General features: G+C 35.9%; 20 protein-coding genes. 10 read left to right on the plus strand and 10 right to left on the minus strand.

Annotated elements, in window-relative coordinates:
* Nucleotides 1–310: 310 nt before the first annotated feature.
* On the minus strand, nt 311–1,768 hold the full coding sequence (locus ACDE64_RS12535) for an alpha-L-fucosidase (RefSeq protein WP_411346980.1): 1,458 nt from the start codon (nt 1,766–1,768) through the stop codon (nt 311–313).
* A gap of 124 nt (nt 1,769–1,892) precedes the next feature.
* On the opposite strand from ACDE64_RS12535, the gene ACDE64_RS12540 reads away from it, so the two are divergent.
* Nucleotides 1,893–2,726, plus strand: a complete 834-nt coding sequence (locus ACDE64_RS12540; RefSeq protein WP_411346981.1) for a helix-turn-helix domain-containing protein — start codon at nt 1,893–1,895, stop codon at nt 2,724–2,726.
* A 72-nt stretch (nt 2,727–2,798) separates the two neighbouring features.
* Here the strand turns inward: ACDE64_RS12540 and ACDE64_RS12545 are convergent, their stop codons facing one another.
* Nucleotides 2,799–3,302 (minus strand): TetR/AcrR family transcriptional regulator, encoded by a 504-nt coding sequence (locus tag ACDE64_RS12545; RefSeq protein WP_411346982.1) that lies wholly within the window; start codon nt 3,300–3,302, stop codon nt 2,799–2,801.
* 145 nt (nt 3,303–3,447) lie between these two features.
* Here ACDE64_RS12545 and ACDE64_RS12550 point away from each other — a divergent pair, with 145 nt between their 5' ends.
* From ACDE64_RS12550 to ACDE64_RS12570, 5 genes are all read left to right on the plus strand, one after another.
* On the plus strand, nt 3,448–3,582 hold the full coding sequence (locus ACDE64_RS12550) for a hypothetical protein (RefSeq protein ID WP_411346983.1): 135 nt from the start codon (nt 3,448–3,450) through the stop codon (nt 3,580–3,582).
* Nucleotides 3,579–4,550, plus strand: coding sequence for an alpha/beta hydrolase (locus tag ACDE64_RS12555; protein ID WP_411346984.1), 972 nt, complete (start codon nt 3,579–3,581; stop codon nt 4,548–4,550). The genes ACDE64_RS12550 and ACDE64_RS12555 overlap by 4 nt, the downstream gene beginning before the upstream one ends.
* A gap of 20 nt (nt 4,551–4,570) precedes the next feature.
* Entirely contained in the window at nt 4,571–5,527 is a 957-nt protein-coding gene (locus ACDE64_RS12560) for a chlorophyllase/cutinase-like alpha/beta fold protein (protein ID WP_411346985.1), read from the plus strand.
* A gap of 105 nt (nt 5,528–5,632) precedes the next feature.
* A complete protein-coding gene (locus ACDE64_RS12565) occupies nt 5,633–6,820 on the plus strand; it encodes a pectin acetylesterase-family hydrolase (protein WP_411346986.1) in 1,188 nt (395 codons plus the stop codon).
* A gap of 693 nt (nt 6,821–7,513) precedes the next feature.
* Nucleotides 7,514–7,933: a helix-turn-helix domain-containing protein gene (locus ACDE64_RS12570; RefSeq protein WP_411346987.1), complete on the plus strand. Its 420-nt coding sequence runs from the start codon at nt 7,514–7,516 to the stop codon at nt 7,931–7,933.
* Nucleotides 7,934–8,468: 535 nt separating this feature from the next.
* Here ACDE64_RS12570 and ACDE64_RS12575 read toward each other — a convergent pair.
* Together ACDE64_RS12575 and ACDE64_RS12580 are read right to left on the minus strand one after the other, a co-directional pair.
* Complete coding sequence (locus tag ACDE64_RS12575) at nt 8,469–8,639, minus strand: hypothetical protein (protein ID WP_411346988.1); 171 nt, start codon at nt 8,637–8,639, stop codon at nt 8,469–8,471.
* Nucleotides 8,636–9,271: a hypothetical protein gene (locus ACDE64_RS12580; protein ID WP_411346989.1), complete on the minus strand. Its 636-nt coding sequence runs from the start codon at nt 9,269–9,271 to the stop codon at nt 8,636–8,638. Before ACDE64_RS12580 ends, ACDE64_RS12575 begins: the two co-directional genes overlap by 4 nt.
* Before the next feature lie 744 nt (nt 9,272–10,015).
* Between ACDE64_RS12580 and ACDE64_RS12585 the strand changes: the two genes are divergently transcribed.
* The 3 genes from ACDE64_RS12585 to ACDE64_RS12595 all read left to right on the plus strand — a co-directional run bounded on the left by ACDE64_RS12585 (nt 10,016) and on the right by ACDE64_RS12595 (nt 11,862).
* Nucleotides 10,016–10,435 (plus strand): hypothetical protein, encoded by a 420-nt coding sequence (locus ACDE64_RS12585; RefSeq protein WP_411346990.1) that lies wholly within the window; start codon nt 10,016–10,018, stop codon nt 10,433–10,435.
* A 138-nt stretch (nt 10,436–10,573) separates the two neighbouring features.
* The gene (locus ACDE64_RS12590) at nt 10,574–10,888 is read left to right on the plus strand and encodes a transposase (protein ID WP_411346991.1); all 315 of its coding nucleotides are present in this window, start codon (nt 10,574–10,576) and stop codon (nt 10,886–10,888) included.
* Between the two features lie 500 nt (nt 10,889–11,388).
* Nucleotides 11,389–11,862 (plus strand): recombinase family protein, encoded by a 474-nt coding sequence (locus ACDE64_RS12595; protein WP_411346992.1) that lies wholly within the window; start codon nt 11,389–11,391, stop codon nt 11,860–11,862.
* 340 nt (nt 11,863–12,202) lie between these two features.
* Here ACDE64_RS12595 and ACDE64_RS12600 read toward each other — a convergent pair whose 3' ends face one another.
* The 6 genes from ACDE64_RS12600 to ACDE64_RS12625 form a co-directional block, all read right to left on the minus strand.
* A complete protein-coding gene (locus ACDE64_RS12600) occupies nt 12,203–13,462 on the minus strand; it encodes an MFS transporter (protein WP_411350289.1) in 1,260 nt (419 codons plus the stop codon).
* Nucleotides 13,463–13,524: 62 nt separating this feature from the next.
* The gene (locus ACDE64_RS12605; protein WP_411346993.1) at nt 13,525–14,391 is read right to left on the minus strand and encodes an AraC family transcriptional regulator; all 867 of its coding nucleotides are present in this window, start codon (nt 14,389–14,391) and stop codon (nt 13,525–13,527) included.
* A 57-nt stretch (nt 14,392–14,448) separates the two neighbouring features.
* Nucleotides 14,449–15,423: an ABC transporter substrate-binding protein gene (locus tag ACDE64_RS12610; protein WP_411346994.1), complete on the minus strand. Its 975-nt coding sequence runs from the start codon at nt 15,421–15,423 to the stop codon at nt 14,449–14,451.
* Between the two features lie 26 nt (nt 15,424–15,449).
* Nucleotides 15,450–16,460: a FecCD family ABC transporter permease gene (locus tag ACDE64_RS12615; RefSeq protein WP_411346995.1), complete on the minus strand. Its 1,011-nt coding sequence runs from the start codon at nt 16,458–16,460 to the stop codon at nt 15,450–15,452.
* A complete protein-coding gene (locus ACDE64_RS12620; RefSeq protein ID WP_411346996.1) occupies nt 16,460–17,413 on the minus strand; it encodes a FecCD family ABC transporter permease in 954 nt (317 codons plus the stop codon). The genes ACDE64_RS12615 and ACDE64_RS12620 overlap by 1 nt, the downstream gene beginning before the upstream one ends.
* A 201-nt stretch (nt 17,414–17,614) precedes the next feature.
* Nucleotides 17,615–18,568: a helix-turn-helix domain-containing protein gene (locus ACDE64_RS12625; RefSeq protein ID WP_411346997.1), complete on the minus strand. Its 954-nt coding sequence runs from the start codon at nt 18,566–18,568 to the stop codon at nt 17,615–17,617.
* Between the two features lie 199 nt (nt 18,569–18,767).
* Between ACDE64_RS12625 and ACDE64_RS12630 the strand changes: the two genes are divergently transcribed.
* Nucleotides 18,768–19,205 (plus strand): DMT family transporter, encoded by a 438-nt coding sequence (locus ACDE64_RS12630; protein WP_411346998.1) that lies wholly within the window; start codon nt 18,768–18,770, stop codon nt 19,203–19,205.
* The last annotated feature ends 2 nt before the right edge of the window (nt 19,206–19,207 follow it).

Here is a 19,207-nt window from a genome sequence, read left to right on the forward strand (position 1 = left end):
TGAGAGACTGAGTACCAAGAGATTATATGAGCCAGAGTACTTTAATCCAGATATTTACTCAGAATAGACATTATAATGTGTACGCAATCTCTACACCAATTGAGATAAAACCCTTTGTTCGTTGCTTTTAACATGTTTAAATGTCCTCCATGTCTTATGATACGTTCAAAAGCATCATGTTGATGTTGAAGCCAAGGTTGTTCATATCTGGTTGACTTGAAAAATAATGATTGAGCTTTTTCACAAATACCTGATTATCATCTGCTATCATCACTCGAATCATCGTTACATCTTCTCCTTTCATCCATTCTCAGTTCAGTTGAATTTTAAATACAACAGGTACTAAAGTGGACATAGGTCTGCTTTGAATATAGAGAGCCTCTGGCGTTTGTTGCCAATGCACTTGATCCTCAAATCCCAATACACTTATCATTTGAATAATACCAGCAAAATGTGGAGATTTTATTCGCAGGGATGTAATACGAACCCTTCCATCTTGTGGATAGACCAGTAAAATCGCGTATAAAGTAGTGTCTTTGAACGTAAAACGAATATCCTGCGATGTATACGGTTTCGGTTCATGATCTGTAAAATGTCCCTCCATAATGGTCGTTGGTCCTTCTCCAGAAATACGCCAGTGTATCGTTTCATAGATCGCTTCGCCATTCCTACGCAGCCAATCGCCAATATCAAGCAAAATTCGTTGATCCTCTACTGGAATACTGCCATCGGCTTTGGGACCAATATTAAGCAATAGATTACCGTTTTTGCTAACAATATCAATTAAATCACGAATGATATCAACAGAAGATTTGTACACATTCTCTTCGGTATAACACCATGAATTTTTGGCAACGGCAGTGTCAGTTTGCCAGTAATAGGGCTGAAGTTCAGCAAACTGACCACGTTCAACGTCGGGAACAGCCGTACCAAACATAAACGCATCAAACTTGTAATTGATTGCTACTGGTATGCCCCACTCTTTGCCTTTATTGTAGTAATAGGCTGCGAATGTTCTAAGATATGGCTTAAACGCGGCATGTTGAATCCACCAATCGAAATAGATAAGCTTCGGCTGGTAAAGGTCTACAATTTCGCAAGTTCGAATTAGCCAATCCTCTAAAAATTCAATACTAGGTGGAGAAGCAAATAGGTCATGATGATCCGGTTCTGGCTCAGCTGGCCAATAAAAGTCGCTTCTAGTCAAAGGCTTATGGATGTCAGATGGAAAAGATCTACCATGTGACATAAAAAAACAATGCTCTGCTCGATGCGAAGAGGCACAGAATATTAAATGTTTTTCTTCAAACGCCTGCTTCATCTCACCAAGCAAGTCGCGACCAGGTCCCATATGAAAGGCATTATAAAATGAAACATCACTTTTATACATCTGAAAACCATCGTGATGTTCAGCAACTGGCATTATGTACCTTGCCCCTGATGCTTTGAACAACGTTGCCCATTCCTTTGCATCGAATTGATTAGCAGTAAACATCGGAATAAAATCTTTGTATCCAAATTCCGTATGCTTCCCATATACTTCAATGTGATGTTCATAAGCTTTAGAACCCGGAATGTACATATTACGTGAATACCATTCATTTTCAAAAGCAGGGATAGAATACAATCCCCAATGAATAAAAATCCCAAATTTCGCTTGCTTATACCAATCCGGAACATCGAAACTTTGCAATGATTCCCAACTTTCTTTAAAATCTCCTCTTGCAATTACTTGTTGAATTTGCTCTAAATAAGAAGATCGATTCATGTCATACTACACATCCTTTATCTTTTCTTTTCGCAATATAGTATACGAAACACATACAATCCGATACATGTAGATTAGTAACTAAATCCTGTACAAAAATAACGAAAAAGGGAGATTTGCATCCATGAATGACGATATTCTGCTTTCTAATTATCTAGCCAATCTCAAAGTAGAATTTATTATTGCGAATTACAATAGATGTTCTTCACAATGGAAAGAACTAGACTACACGCCCGATTACAGTAAATTCTATTGGATATGTGAAGGAGAAGGTTGGTTAAAAATTGGAAGAAATGAATACTATCCGCAACCGAGAGAATTATTTTTATTGCCACAAGGCATCAAACAATCCTACTCAGTCATTAATGAGCATCCTTTTCAAAAATACTGGTGTCATTTTACCGCACATGTAAATGGCATTAATTTATTTAAACTGTTGGATATTTATCCTTTATGCATACCATATCAACCTGATCGGTTAACCCAAATTTTTCAAGATATTATCACTTTTGCTCATTCCGATGCAGTCTATGCCAATTTGTTGGTTAAAAGTAAACTGATGGAACTTATTAGTTATTTCATCATGAATGTACATTCAGATCATCGACAACTCGTTTTAAAAAATCGAGCTGCTCTAGATCAATTAGCTCTTGTCTTAAACTATATTGATGATCATATTGGTTCTACTATCACGCTTGAAGAATTAGCACATCTTATTTACATGCATCCGAATTCTTTAATCCGTATGTTTAAGCAGCACATGGGAATGCCTCCCATTCAATATATCAGCCGCAAAAAAATCGAAAAATCGAAACAGCTGTTAACAGTAACCTGCTGCTCAATTTCCGATATTGCACAACAGTTGGGATTCAATGATAATTTTTATTTTTCTAAGCAGTTTAAAAAATATGTAGGCTTAGCACCAACGGATTATCGAAGATATATAAATACTCATTAAAGCTGCCTATCAAGAATGGCAGCTTTTTCTCTTATAATTTGGATGTATACAATGGATTTTCTCCCTACATGTTCACTTTCTGTTTTTTAGTAATATGGTAATTTCTTCATCCGATTCTTGCATCCCTCTTGCAAACCATTCTTCAATCCAGCCGAATAATCCATAAGAGAAATATGCTGCGACATACGCACCAAAATTTGGATATTCTGGTCTTGGTCCATATAAGGTTTTCAACACTTCTTTAAGCAGATGAAAAAGCTGGCGTTGACTAAGCAGCAAGTAAAAGCCACTGTTTGCTGTGAAATGTGCAAACAAACTGCCCAACATTTCTTCCTCTGATTTATGATCGCTACTCTCATACTCTCTATGCCAGCCAAGAATTAAGGTATTGATATACTCCCGAAGCACGTCTTCCTTTTCACTGTAATTTCGATAAAAAGAGATCCGACTAACCTGTGCCGTTGCAACGAGTTGGCTAATAGAGATACTTTTGAGTTCATAGGTCTTTAACAAATCAAGCATAGCATCAGTAATTTGCTGCTTTACATAGGTATTTTTCACATTAGAATCCGCCATGTTACATTTACTCCTTTCTGTATCATTTTTGCTCATTATATTGCGTGTCCTCTACTGTGGTGCTACATTCGTTATATCAAATGATACATTTGTAACATGAATCTGGTCAATATAAATAGGTTGATCATAAAGGAGTTTGACAAAGATGACACTTACACAAAAACGCATCCTCATACTAGCTATAATTGTCATTGCAGCTATCGTCTCTGGACGGCTGGCTGTAAGAGCAACACTGAATTTCTTGCTCGGTGGCACATTGTTTGGAGGCAATTTTTTATGAATAGTGAAGACAATCGTAGGAGAAAAAGAAGATGGGGTTTTATTTATATTGGTACTTTTATTGCTGTATTCGCCATTTCCGCTATTTTCAAAATGACGTATAGTCCGCTATCTGGCGAAATGAAAGTAAATTGGAACGATTCTGTCGGGCATATCTACACAGATATCGCTTATGGCGATCAAGAGAAGAACAAATTCGACTTGTATGTTCCTGCTGATCATACAAAGAAACATTATGGTCTTGTCGTATATCTTCATGCAGGTGGCTTTACCGGTGGTGATAAAAGTGATGACGTTACTATGCTGAAATGGCTCACTTCCAAAGGTTATGTTGCAGCAGGAATCAACTATACACTACGCGACGATAATAATCCCCAAGCTAGTGTCTATACTATGTCCCAAGAAATCAAAAAAAGTATGCCTATCGTCAAAGCGGAAGCACAAAAGTTAGGCTATGATCTCGATCACATGGCTATCGCTGGTGGATCGGCAGGCGGAACACTTGCATTATTATATGCCTACCGGGATGCAGATACTTCCCCTATTCCTGTCAAAATGGTTTTTGAAATGGTTGGACCACCTAGTTTCTATCATAAAGATTGGACGAACTATGGTTTAGACAAAAATCCAGAAGCAGCAGCAGGATTGTTCAGTATTATGTCTGGTAGTCACATTACACCTGATATGATTGGAACAGAACGTTATATAGAAGCTGTGAAGGATATCTCCCCCTACATGTGGATTCATGCTAACTCTGTCCCTACACTCGCAGGTTATGGAAGATATGACAAGGTAGCTCCATTTGGTAGCGTGAAATACCTTGTTAACGCATTGAAAGCAAATAATGTTCCGTATGACTATTTTGAGTTCCCTCATTCAGGACATGGTCTACAAAATGATAACAAAATCTATGCCCAGTATATCAACAAGCTTAATGAATATTTAGAACACTATATGGGCAGCAACTAAAAGCAAAGGATCGTTAACATATGAAAATATTATTACGTATATCACTAATCTTCGTCATTCTGATTGTTGTTGTGATCGCAGGAGTATGGGGGTTTATTTCATATCGTGGTTCTCACTATTTTGACTTTGTCACAACTGATCAACCTATTGAAGCGAAGTATACTGCTCTAGGTCCATATGACGTTTCTTATGCTGAATTCAGTGCTGACAATGATATGTTTAAACAATATGAGATCTGGTATCCTTCTGACATGAAGCAAAACTCCTCTACGTTACCGCTTGTCATTATGGCGAATGGTACCGGCATTACTGCTTCGAAATACAAAGCTGTCTTCAAACACTTAGCTTCATGGGGCTTTATTGTCGTCGGTAATGAAGATGAAAATTCGAGAACGGGTGCTTCTTCTGCTGCGGCTCTAAACTTTATGCTTAGTCTAAATACGGATCAGCAAAGTGATTTTTATAAAAAAATTGATGTCGATCATATTGGAATTTCGGGACATTCACAAGGTGGTGTAGCAGCGATAAATGCTGTTACTCGACAGAAAAATGGTCACTACTATACAGCCATGTTTACAGCAAGCGCTACATCAAGTTTTTGGGGGCAAAAAAATCAATTGGGATCGGACTGGAGCTATGATGTTACCAATATCCATATTCCGTATCTGATGGTTGCTGGCACTGGAGCATTTGATGCGGGAACTGCTACAAGTATACAAGCAAAACAAGGACAGGGAATCGCTCCATTATGGTCATTGCAAACCAATTATGACCGTATTTCGGATAAGGACAATAAAATCATGGCACGACGTGTTAATACAGATCATAGTGATATGCTCAATCATGCAGACGGATATATGACCGCTTGGTTTATGTATTGGTTAAAAGGAGATCAACAAGCAAGAGATGCGTTTTTTGGTGATCATGCAGAAATCTTAACAAATGCAAACTGGCAAGATGTTCGTAAAAACCACTAATTAATACTTCATTCCATGCAATCTATACACTATTTGCAGAATACAATACCGTCCGTCTAAGCAAGCAATATGTATTTTAAATTTTATTATGTGAGGAAATTTATAATGAGAATCTCTAACTCTGTTACGGAAAGTGAAACAAAAAAACCTCAAAAAAAGCATATCATTTTGAAGACTGTTGGTATTCTGTTTGGCTTACTAATAGTAGCGGCACTTTGTATATATCTGTTTGTTTTACAGTATCCCAATCTAAAAGAAAATCCAAAGATTGGTACATGGTATCGAGTCACCAGTTCAGAAATGAAATCATCAGATGGAAGTTCGTATAGAGCATTTTTCAAAAAAGGAAGTGCGAATAAAGTCATTGTTTATTTTGCGGGTGGTGGAGTCAGCGTAAATGAGGAAATGGCCAAAGATGAAACGTACAATACCAAAGAGATTCCTATAGATATTTTAGCAAATCTAACAATGAATATGGGTGGAATTGCAACAGCAACAGATACTAACCCTTTTAAAGATTGGACGATCATTGAGTTTCCTTATGCTACAGGAGATTTTCATGCAGGGACTGGCGAGTTCAAATATATAGACAAAAAAGGAAAAGAAAAAATACTATACCATAATGGATATACAAACTATTCATTGGCTATGAAACAAGTAATGCAACTTGCTGGTATCGATCATCCCGAAGATGTACTGGTCACAGGCTATAGCGCAGGTGGCTTTGGTGCAGCTTTATTGGCCGATGACGTCTTTACGAATTATTTCCCAAATGCTAAAAGTAAAACGGTTTTAGCAGATGCTTCCTTATTACTCAATAAAAATTGGCATGATATAGCCACCAATGTCTGGAAAACACCAGTTCAAATTGCGAATCGATTAACGACAAATAATATTACATTAGACAGCCTTACTTCTTTGCATAAAAAATATGGTGATCAGGTTCATATCTTATTCGATTCTTCCACACGCGACGGCGATCTTGCAAAAGTTCAAAATTATTTTGATACCGGAGTAATGGATGTAAACGAAGCTAAAGCCGACATCTACCAGAAAAACTTAAAAACTATGATACATGAAATCAAAAATCAAGCCGGCGGTTATTTATTTATTTGGGATGGGTTACCATGGTACGATGATCCACGGAATTTGACGATGCATACAATTACCGCAACGCCTCATAGTTTTGTTAATTTCAAAGAACAAGGGATCTCCATTGCAGACTGGATAATGAATGCCGTACATGGACAATTAAAAGATTATGGTCTTACTCTAGTAGATAAAAAATACTAAATTGAAAATATCAACCTCCAAATTAAAAAATTGTAAATAAAACTAAAATAATCCTTTTATAAAAAGAGTGTTATACACAGGATTCGCAGAACTTCTTCAATCTAGATTCTATATGGTACAAAGTTGACATGCAGCTTAAATTTTCCTCTTTGAAACCCTGAATGACATTGCTACAATGGATAAAGACATTTATGTGATAGATCATCATCTAACGGAGATGATCTATCACATCATTCCCCTTGTCCTGTCTACGATTTCACTTACATCGGAGGAACGCACTTACTATGACACGCACTTGGTTTCCACGCTTGCAAGGCAACAGCCGCGGCTGCCTTGCCTTTGAACCATTTTTCCTAATTCCTTTTAGTGGCGAAGATCGTAGGGTATCAAATTCCCTATAAACTCTAATAAAATTACGATTCATTCGATTCAACTTTGCATAATATATCATTGTTTATCTTGTGCCGTCGGCACGAAATCGGCACGAAACTAGAAAGGAGTTCGTTATCTTATATATATTGCGATTGCTTTTCATCTACGGTTTCACATACATAAAGCAGAAATTATATACGTATACTATCTTTCCTATATCTAAACTAGAAATCCTCTTCTTTTGATCTCCACTCTACTTTCTTCACGGACAAGCGTGTAGATAGTACTGTTGACCTTTTACAAATCAAGCGGCAAATAGCTTTGCCTTTCATACAGCAACATACTCTTCTTCCAACCGACACAGCTGGTCAACGCATTCGTGCAGCGCGTTTAGAGAATCATATGACGATTCGTGAAGTTGCCTCGCGAATACAGATTTCAACTAATTCACTCAGCTCGATTGAGAATGAGAAAACTAATCCTTCATTGCTTATAGTCGGAAAACTTTCTACATTATATAACAAAGAGATTTGGTATTTAGGTGCTTATGAGCATATGCCTGTAGAAACACAGGGTCAGCGTATTCGCAAGGCAAGGTATTATCGTGGATGGGTAAAACAAAACTTAGCAAACTTCTTTAATATTGAAGCAAAATCTGTTTACAACTGGGAAGCAGATCGTGTTCGACTTTCCAGTGAAACAAAAAAGAAATTAGATTCGTTTTTTCAAATATTCCATTAAATACATTGAGCCGCTTATATTTAAATAAGCGGCTCAATGGGTATTCATCCTATGGCTATTGAATTATTTAAGAATTAGTTTCATTATCAAACTAATTAGTAAGAATGCAAATCCACAGCGAGAATGCTTCCTCCGTTTGTTAAAGACAGCTTATTCACTTTTTCATTTATTTGTTCAGTTATAATATGAACTGGTTGGTCAATGAATTTTGAATCTCTAGGGCTTCCTTGATTGGGCATAATATTTTTTCAATTCAAAAAATAACCATTATTCAGAAAAATTTAAATATTTTGAGAATAATGCAAAATCAAACAAAGATATTATACTAAAAATAATAAGAAAATAAAGTTTAAAATTAGATCAACCTTTTCATTTTAAGCTTAAACAAAGTATAGAATCAATTTTTAAACAATCATGGATTATTAGAATTTGAAATAAATTTAGATTTTAAGTAGATTTCTTATCCAGAGATCTTTATCACCTACTATATAAAATTAAAGTTTTCATAAAATTTCACACGAAGACTTTAATTTTTTTAGCACTTAGTAACAAACAACTTATTTTCAAGCCCTCCACGTTCTTTGTTCTTTTCCAATCGAAGCTTGTCAAACTCTTTGATACTTATTCCTTTATATTCGATAATTGCACAAGCTACTTCACTCAAGTCTGCCGGCTCATCCAAACTTTGAGCTTCATTAGTGTTCATTTATCCAATTCTTCACTAAAATATTTCTCCATAACTTTAGTGAATTTTTCAAACTCATTAGTTGCTTTTTTGAACAACTTTGTTGTTTGTTGTTCTGTAGCATCTACAACACTATTTTTTTTCATTTTAGCACCTCGCAAATATTTCACTTCTATTTTAGACTTCTTCCCGTTCTCAGACTTCTTCCCGTTCGTAACATTGTCTTTTAATTTAACATTCCATTCTATGTTGATTGGATTATCAATAAGCCAAAGTCCGTCTGGTATGAATTTCTGATCTATTGACAGCAAATATAAATGATCCCATCCATCATGAATTGGAGATATAATTCTAGTTGTAGAATACCCCGACACAGTTTTGACTTGAACTTTGTATTCCTTACTATTGTTTTTATCTATATATTTAATATCCCAACCTTTTTCACTTGCACTACCATACTCTATAGATTTATGACCTAATTCTGATAGGTATTGATATATATAAGCTTCACCAATAACGCCTGTTTTTTGATCACCTATTTTAGGAATAAAACTTTGAGATGAATCTTTTTGAGCTTCTTCTAATTCGAAATAGGCTTCTGCATATCTTTGTACATTATCCATAAAATGTCTGAAAAGGTGATTTCCGTTCATAAATTCTCCTTTTATTGTAGATATGATATCAAAAAACTTTAAAATACTGTTTTAAATTTGAAGCTAGGCTCTCAGCGATAAATCAATAGGTTAATTGCCACTGAATCTATACTTTTCAAAAATGCTATTTGTTCTTTTTCTACTTTTCCTTTCCTATTGATGAGTGTCTCTCGTAAAGAATGGTAACCGTTAATAAAAGGCTATTTTTCTTATACATTCTTTTTAAGAGCTCAACTTCTGATGTTTAGCAAATTTGCCATTTTGACCACATTCACATTTTTTATAAGTCAAGACTAAATTCTAGACTTTATATACATTAATGTGAATACTTCCTTGAAGATTATATGGAAATAATTGGTCTACATTAGCTAACATATCATAATTAGAGGCAATATGAATAGCATCAAAAAAATAAAAAGAGTTCACATAATAAATTATCAGAGAATAACTATTCAAATCATTTTAATCTCTTTTAAGTATTATGTGTTTATTTAGTACACATTCCAAGCTGAATAATCTACCAAGTCGTCCTTTCGTTGTAAGATGACTTAGTAAAATCGGTTGAATTTGAATTGGTCTGAGTTAGTATTCAAAAACGTACAAAATATATTGAGAAATTTTGAAATAGCATATAAGCGCATATTTATTATACTCGTGGTGCTAGCTGAAAAATAAAAATAGCCTTTGCCCAGAAAAACATCCAAAATGAAAGTGACCAAACCCCATTTTGGAAGGTGGATTCCTGTGCAAAGACATCTTCATTGTACACAAAAACCATGCTCGGTACAAAACCAATCTGGCGCTATTTTGAAAAAAGTTCAGCAGGAATTGCAAGCGCTCGCGCCCTTTCTTCAACGGAAAAACCATCATCTGCTTCAGCAAAGCGATGCCCATATCCTGACGCTTCATCTGCTGGGAAAAGGTCTAGGATTCACCTCTGAACGTGCCTGTCATCGCTTTATCCAAGGAAACTTAGGCCCTATCGTGGAACGTTCTCGGTACAATCGACGATGGCGAGATCTGCGCTTCGCGCTCAAGTGGTTACGCAAACGACTCTCTTCGCCGGAGTTCGGCAGCGCCTACTCAATCATCGACAGCCTTCCCCTGCCCTTGTGCCACCCGGTTCGTGTCACAAAGGGCGCGATGCTTTCGAGGTTTAGCTGACGTTGGCTATTGCGCTTCAAAACAGAGTCATTACTACGCCTTCAAGTTGCACGTGCAAATCGACTCATTCGGTTTCGTCCAAAGTTACGTCTTGTCGGCTGCTTCGGTTCATGATGTACAGATGGTAGAAGAGTTGCTTTGCCAGCACCTTCTGCCCTCGTTCTTGGAGATAAAGGGTACCTTAGTCGCTCTTTACATGTTCGGTTGGAACAAAACTTCGGTACCATTCTTTGTGTGCCCACTCGTTCAAACAGCAAAAAAGAACGGTGGACACCAGCCTTTACACGCTGGATGCGACGCAAACGCAAGAAAATCGAAACGGTATGTTCCATCTTAGTGACTCGTTTTGCTCTTTCTTCGATTCGTTCGAAGAGTCCATCTGGATTCGAAACGACTTTAGATGGGATTTTGCTAGCCTATACGCTTTGGAAAACAGGAGTAATCCAAGATTAGTTTTAACTAGCACCACGGGTATTATTTATATAAATCTAATACTGAAAGCAAACTTTCCTCGGTCTCACAATAACATAGTATGCTAATTTTCTGTCTTCCTCATGTTAGAAATATTAACCAAATTATGACTATTAAATTCTTTTCGACATATACCTTAAGAAAAAAATTCTTGTAAGTGCTAGTAAACTTTCAATTCATTTATTCTCATTGGCTTTCCGAAATCTACTGTTTCTAAAGGCACATCGAAAACTGATATAATCAATATATAATGTTAGTTTTCAAATAGTAAATGCTTCATTATAAATAGATACTAGGAGGAGAATCATATGCATACACATACGAGATAATACGGATATGCGCGAATTTCAACTTGAGAGCAGAACGAAGATAGACAATTACATGTATTATTACAACAAGGAATTAAAAATGAATTTATTTTTATTGATACAGTTAGTGGCAAGAATTTTGATCGTCCAGAATATTAACTTTTAAAGTGAGTATTGCGAGAGGGCGATACTTTATTTGTTAAGTCGATCAATCGCTTTGGTCGCAACAAACAAGAAATACTAAAAGAATGGCAATGGCTTATTGATGCTAAAATTCATGTAGTCGTGATCGATATACCTATTCTGGATACACGCAAGTATCAGGAACTAGAGGGTGTAGGTAAGTTGATTATGGATTTAGTACTACATATATTGAGCTGGTTGGCTGAGGAAGAATGGAATGACATTAAACAAGCTCAGTCTGAAGGTATAGCAGCAGCTCGTAAGCGAGGAAAACATTTAGGTAGACCGGCAATACAATTGTCTACACTTTCACCAGAACAAAGCTTCTTATTAGAATCCTTTTACCCCAAATGGAAATCTAGAGAAATGACTGGAGTAGAACTAATGAAGAAACTAAGTTTGAAGAAGAATACTTTTTACAAAATAATCAAACAGTATGAGAATAACTCGTATTCAATAAATTGAGTGATACACAAAGAAAAGTATACAGAATAATATACAATTATCTTTCAATTTATAACGAAATCCTGACATAGACTATGTTATTGAATTCCATTTTTAAATCTAGAAATTAAGTAACACATATGCTAGAAGTAATAAAATTGTTTGGTATAGCAAAATGAATTAAAATAAGCAATGATATCATAGCTAAAAACAGCTATAATTTCATTGCTTGTTTTATATACTTGTTAAAATATTAGCATAATTATAATATAAAATTTATAATTTTCAGATAATAAACAATTAGTCTCATTTCTTATTTCATTGATATAATTATAATTCGCTTATACTGATATACTAGTTTTCAAACTTTCTCGTGTTGATGATTGTCATCTACATAATACGTTTTTAAAGTTCTCAACATTGGGAATAAGTACATCCATAAGACCGCAATTACAATAGTTCCCATACCACCAATGATCGTGGCTCTAACAACTCCAAACCAACCAGCCATCGTACCTGATTCGAACTCTCCTAACTGATTAGAAGCTCCGATAAACAAGTTGTTAATTGCGTTTACACGTCCTTGCATTTCTTTAGGTGTATTTACCTGTACAAGTGTCGTACGAATGACTACGCTGATTACATCTGACGCACCAATTAAAACAAGAGCCAATAGAGAAAGTATCAAGCTTTTAGATAAAGCAAACAATACAGTGGCTAATCCGAAAACAATTAGCGATCCAAACAATAATGTACCCACTGATTTATTTACAGAAAATCGAATAAGAATGAGAGACATAATCAATGCCCCTACTGCCGGAGCTGTCCGCATCAATCCTAATCCCCAACTTCCTACTTGGAGAATATCTTCTGCAAAAATAGGTAATAAAGCAGTCGCACCGCCTAGTAATACTGCAAATAGATCAAGAGAAATAGCACCCAATATAATCTTTCGAGTCAATACGAAGCGTAACCCACCAAGAATAGCATCTACATCTTCTTTCTCCTCTATCTTCTGAGCATATTTTACTTTGATGCGAGAAATTAAAAAAGCAGAACTCAACATTGCAATAAACGAAATAATATATACAACAGATGGAGCAAAAATGAGCAATACTCCACCTAAAGCCGGCCCAATAATCGAAGCTGCTTCACCAGCTGACGCATTCCAAGCGGAAGCTTTAGGCAAAGATTCGCGATCAACCACATCAGGAACCAATGCAGAACTAGTTGGACTCTCAAAGGCTCGCGAACTACCAAAAAGTACAGCCGCAATGAGTATATGATATCCTTGTATCCAGCCTCCTACACTTGCAATCAAGAGAAAAAGAATGACTGCACATTCAATCAATTGACAGAGATATACTACTTTAACTCTGTTAAATTTGTCTGCAACTTGTCCAGCGATAAGTGTAAACAAAATCATAGGTATAAACTCTACGAGACCAACAAGTCCTAAGCTGAATGCATCTTTAGTTAATGAATACATTTGCCAACCTATAGTCACAGTTAACATTTGAAAAGCTGTCGTTGCAAAAATTTTAGATATCCATAAATTTCGAAAAGCAGAATTGACCTTTAATAACGATGAATTTGAATTTATTTTTGAAATAATAATCACTCCGTACAAATTATCATATTCTTGATGTCACATCATATTTTCATTAAAGCTATCGATTAAATTTAAGATTGAGAACGAAATTTGGACGGTGAATAGCCTGTATACTGTTTAAATACACGACCAAAGTATGATGGATCAGTAAAACCAATATGTTGAGCAGTATGTTCTATAGAGAGCCTAGAAAATTGTAATAAACGTTTTGCTTCAAGCATTTGACGATCACGAATCAATTCACCAGCTGTTTTACCTAACGTACGTTTCGTAGTTTGAATTAAATGATTAGGGGTGACAAATAACATCCGTGCATAATTATCGACACTAGTATGACTTTTAAAATGTTCTTCAACCAACTTTAAAAATGACTTTGTTAGTAGATAGGCTCGATCTTCGGTTTGTTGAATAGTGTTAGCCATTTGATTACGCTGTATTTCAATTAAAATTAATTGCAGATAGAAGCGTATTGCTTCATCACTATACAACATTGTCATTTCAGATTCTCGATGAAGCAGTTCAAATATACGATCAAATGCAACTGTTTGTTCTTGATTGATATAACAAACTGCGTCTATATTGCCTATATAATTATTTATAAAAGAAAAAGAATCGGATTCTTGCTTGCATACAATATCCTTATGAAACTTGATTAAATAGCCTTGCAAAAGTTGATCTGTATCCTCAAAACTCCATCCATGAACTTGTCCTGGAGAAATAAAACAAATTACATTTTCATTCAATGCATACGTTTTGAAGTCAATAGTAACTGTCCCACTTCCTTTGACAAGCCAGAAAATTTCATAAAAGTCATGACGATGAGGAGATAAAACATCTTTCTCTTCGGTACGAAAAAAAGGACGTTCGATTCGAGATAAGTTTATTTTTTTCACATCCACCAATGTACGATCATGGATAATGGGGATATCTTTAGTCATATGATAACCTCTCATTACATTAAACTGTAATCTTTCATAACAAAGTTAAATCTTACGTTACGAATTGCCCAACACTTTCTGTTGAATGACTTCAAGCACTTTTTCTTTTCCCAATGGATACTCAGATTCATGCCATTCTTCTCCTATAATTGAATAAAGCTTTTTCTCCTTTACTGCCTTCAATCGAGTAAATAAAGGATTTGATATAAAGTCCTTGAATCGCGATGCTACAACTTCATCTGTATTTGCTTCATATGCATAATATCCTACAAAAATATGGTCTGGCTGTAATCCGTAAATAGTATCCAGGGATACTACTTCCACCGTTGAGTCCGGTTTATTTAAGGGTACACCTTCTGCTGCGGGTAATCCCATATCGGTAAAAAGTACATCGCCAAGTAAAGAACGCCCATAAATCCGATATTCTGTTGCATTAGTTACATAAAGTGTAAATGTCTCACCAGGAAACTTGGCTTTAATTTTGTCTCCGATTATCTTTGCTTTTTTCATATATTGATCAAACCATGTAGTCACTTCTTTTTCTTTACCTAAAAACCCGCCCAATTCGTGAAATTGTTCTTTCCAGGAATAAAGATCATTTTTAAGGTAAATGGTTGGAGCAATTTGAGATAACTGGTCATATAGTTTTTCTGTACGTGAATTGCTAATAATTAAATCCGGCTTTGCTGCTATAATATCTTCGATTTTTACAGTCTGCGGAGAAATAAATGTAACATCATCCAATTTCCCATTTAAATATGTTGGGGCTTTTCCATTTAATCCGGTGGAAGACATAATAGGCGTATATCCCATAATAAGCAGCTGTTCTGTTGTATATGCCAAATCTACAATTCGTTTTGGATGAGCGGGTATGTCCACATTTCCTTTTTCCGTTTGGATACTACGCATATCTTCGCTCTGTGCAGTGTCCGAAGACGAAGAAGTTGTTGATGAATTGGTATTCATATTGTTACAAGCAGACAAAACAAAAATCAAAGATATAATAATGATACCTACTGTTATTTTTTTCAAAGAGTTCACCATGATCCTTTTTTATATTATTTAGATCGAAACAAGAGGTAGAGAAAGTATGGTGCTCCAATAGCCGAAACTAAAATTCCAGCAGGTAGCTCCATTTTAGGCACCATTGTACGCGCACACCAATCACAAATGAGTAATAATAATGCACCTACCAGCGCAGAAACCGGAATCACATATTTGTACGTATTACCAATTAAACGTCGGGCAATATGGGGTGCCATCAAGCCAATAAAGCCAATACCTCCACCTGCTGCCACACAAGCTCCCGAAATACCTACACTCATCAGTAAAAATTTGAGACGTGCTCGATCCATTCGTATACCAAGACTAGCTACCGTACTTTCTCCAAAACTTAAAATATCAAGGTGGCGGTAGTTGTAAAACGCCCATAATGATAATGTTACAATCCAGGGAAAAGTTGACCAAATAATCGACCAGCCTGTCCCTGTAAGGCTTCCAGCTAACCATACTGTTGCTGACATATATACTTCATCGTTTAGTTTCAACGATAATATTACATATGCTGCTCGCAACCCTTCTCCTATCCCTATACCTACAAGAATTAATCGAACAGGCAAAATTCCTTTTCGCCATGCCAACATATAAATACTAATAGCTGTTAGCATAGCTCCTAAAAATGCAAAAAATGGGATACTCATTGCATTATAATTTGTAATAGTTTTACTTTGAAAAACAAAATACATCAGTAAGACAATCGAAAGCCCTGCACCAGAATGTACACCCATTAAACCGGGATCAGCCAAAATATTTCTGGACAATCCTTGCATAATTGCTCCCGATATAGCCAATCCGCCTCCAATGAGAATAGCTGCAATCATTCGAGGCAACCTTAAATCCAACAGAGTAAAATTTTGAATCTTTGAGCCTTGTCCTGTTAAAGTGAGCCAGACTTCTGATGGCGATATAGAAACCGCCCCCGAATTCAAACTCAATACGGATACACTCATCATCAAACCTATAAAGATGAACGATACGATCCATACACGTCTTCTTCGCAATGCTTGCATTACATTCCCCTCCATTGCTTTCTTGCAAGGTACAAGAAAAAGGGTACACCAAGTACAGCCGTTATTGCCCCTATTGGCGTTTCATAAGGAAATTGTATCCAGCGTGCAACGATGTCCGCATAGAGTAGCAATACTGCTCCCAGAGCAGCAGAACAAGGAATGATCAATCGATAATCCTGCCCTACAAGCGCTCTAACGATATGAGGAATAACAAGCCCGATAAATCCGATAGCTCCTGCAACTGAAATGGAAATACCAGTCATGATAGCTACCAAACCTATAGCCGTCACTTTGATAACGATCGTTTTTTGTCCTAGCCCTTTTGCAATATCTTCTCCAAGACTCAATATACTAATCGAAGGAGATAAAATGAAGGTGACAAGCAAAGATACAATGCTTATGGGAATAAGTAAGAAAACAGAAGGCCATCGCACCATAGATAAGCCTCCAGCATAAAAGAAAGCCAAATCTTTTGAAATCTCATAGTAAATAGCAAGTCCTGAACTGATTGAGCCAAACAAATAACTAATCACAGTTCCAGCTAAAATCATTTTTATAGATGTCATTCCGCCGGGAGAATATATGCTGATAAGATAAACGAATAAAATACTTACTCCTGCTCCGAGGAAAGAAACAAAAGTAATCTGTAAAACATTCAATAAAGGGAAAAACACCATAGCTATACATATAGCCAAACCTGCTCCTTGAGACAAACCTAGAATAGAAGGATCTGCCATAGGATTACGGGTAATCCCCTGCATGACAGCACCTGAGACTGCCATACAAGCCCCTACCAGTATGGCACTAAATATTCTGGGAAGCCTTAATTCGTAAATCAATACATGAATATCATTAGCATGATCATAGAAAAATAATGCTTGCCAAATATCCTTCCAAGAAACATTTGTACTACCATAAGTAATGGATATTGCTATCCCAATACCTACAAGCAAAATGCTAAACACACCAAGAATAATGGCAATCGAAATATACTTATTTTTTGTAGCCGTAAGAGATATCCTCCTTTATGAGTGAATAGGAACGATGGCTTAAACATCTTATTTGATAATGATTATCAATGTAAATAAATCCTATAAACAAACCAGATAAAGTACCGATTTTAATAACAAAAGTCCGAATTTAAATAAAATGCTCTATTCTTTTTGATACTCTTTCGGTGTCAGTCCAGTATATTTTTTGAACATTTTTATAAAATAGCTTGTTGTATTAAATCCGCAAGCAAAACCAACTTCCTGAATGTTTTGCGTTGTTGTATTTAATAAATATTTCGCAGTTTCAAGGCGATGCCTGATTACAAATTCAATAGGTGTACAGTGCATGTAGTCATTAAATATACGAGCAGCTTCACTTTTGCTAATACTTGCCGCCGATGCGATTTGATTAAGCTTTACTTCATTCATAAAATGATTTTCTACATAAGAAATCATAAGCTGCAAGCGTATATAAATTTGTAATTCCTTTTTATTTTTTTTCAATTTTGGGATCGATTCCATGTGTTTAATGATTATTTGCCATATTAAATTCATATAGCATTGAACTTGCATTTCAAAACATTCCTCTTCAAGATTCACTGTTTTAAAATCCAATGCAGGAACAGTCCCATAGGCACTCGCAGAACCATACGTTTGTAGCAAATAGAATACATTGAACAAATGGTACAGGATCTGTTGCTGCCAAGTAGTTTGAGGAGATAAAACAAAAAAAGGGATCTCTTCATTTGTCAGCAGCGGTTTGATATATTTCTGAAAAATTCGTGTAGATGAGGCAGCTATTAATTCTGCTGAAAAAATAATATTAGGGCACTGACACTTGGATTGTTCATCTATTTGCTGAAATCCATGCAGTATATTTCCATTAATAAAAATCCCATCACCTTTCTCCAAATCTACATAGTGATTACCAAAATGAACTCGAACGTTACCACCATATGCTATATAAAATTGAGGTTCAAAATGCCAGTGCAACGGAACACTTTGTTGCGAGAATTTGTATAATTCGTCTACATAATACTGAATAGGAAAATCAATATTACCATGTTTCGTTTTTTCAAATAGTGTATGCGTAAGTGGCATTTGATCTGCTTTCATTTTTCCTCCTATGGGAATATTGTTATATTTTTAAACGATATCGTTTCTTTTATTAAAATAGCCGACTGATATAATTATATCCTGTATTGGATAAGTATTTTAGCATTTCGACATATTAGGGAGGTTTATTTTAAAAATCAAAGACGAAGCCTTTATAGATGCAACGTCTTTTCAAATTACATGAAGGAGTGCGCAACCTATGGTAAAACAAGCTATATTTTTTATGATTGCTATGCTAACGGGTACACTTTTAAGTTTTGAAGGTGCCCTTTTCGGAAAATTAGGTGAGAATGTAGGAGAGTTGGAAGCAAACTGGTACAACTTTACAATGGGAGCCATTATCGCTTTGGTTCTTTTGATATTTTTTAGAAGGGGCAATCTTACAGAAGCTCTCCATCTCCCAAGATGGAATTTCCTTGGGGGCGTGTTGGGAGTTATCTATATGTTGGCTATCGTTATTGGGGTTCCTCTCATTGGTGTAGGTCTCTCCATGATCATTGTCATCATTGGGCAAATAACTACCAGTATTTTAATTGATCATTACGGCTGGCTTCATAATAAAAAAAAGCCAATCCAAGTGAGACGAATAGCTTCGATGTTATTCATGTTATGTGCATTGATACTTACTTTAATATAAAG

This window comes from Paenibacillus sp. WLX2291 (assembly GCF_046603665.1).
In the GTDB taxonomy this organism is placed as follows: Bacteria; Bacillota; Bacilli; order Paenibacillales; family Paenibacillaceae; genus Saccharibacillus.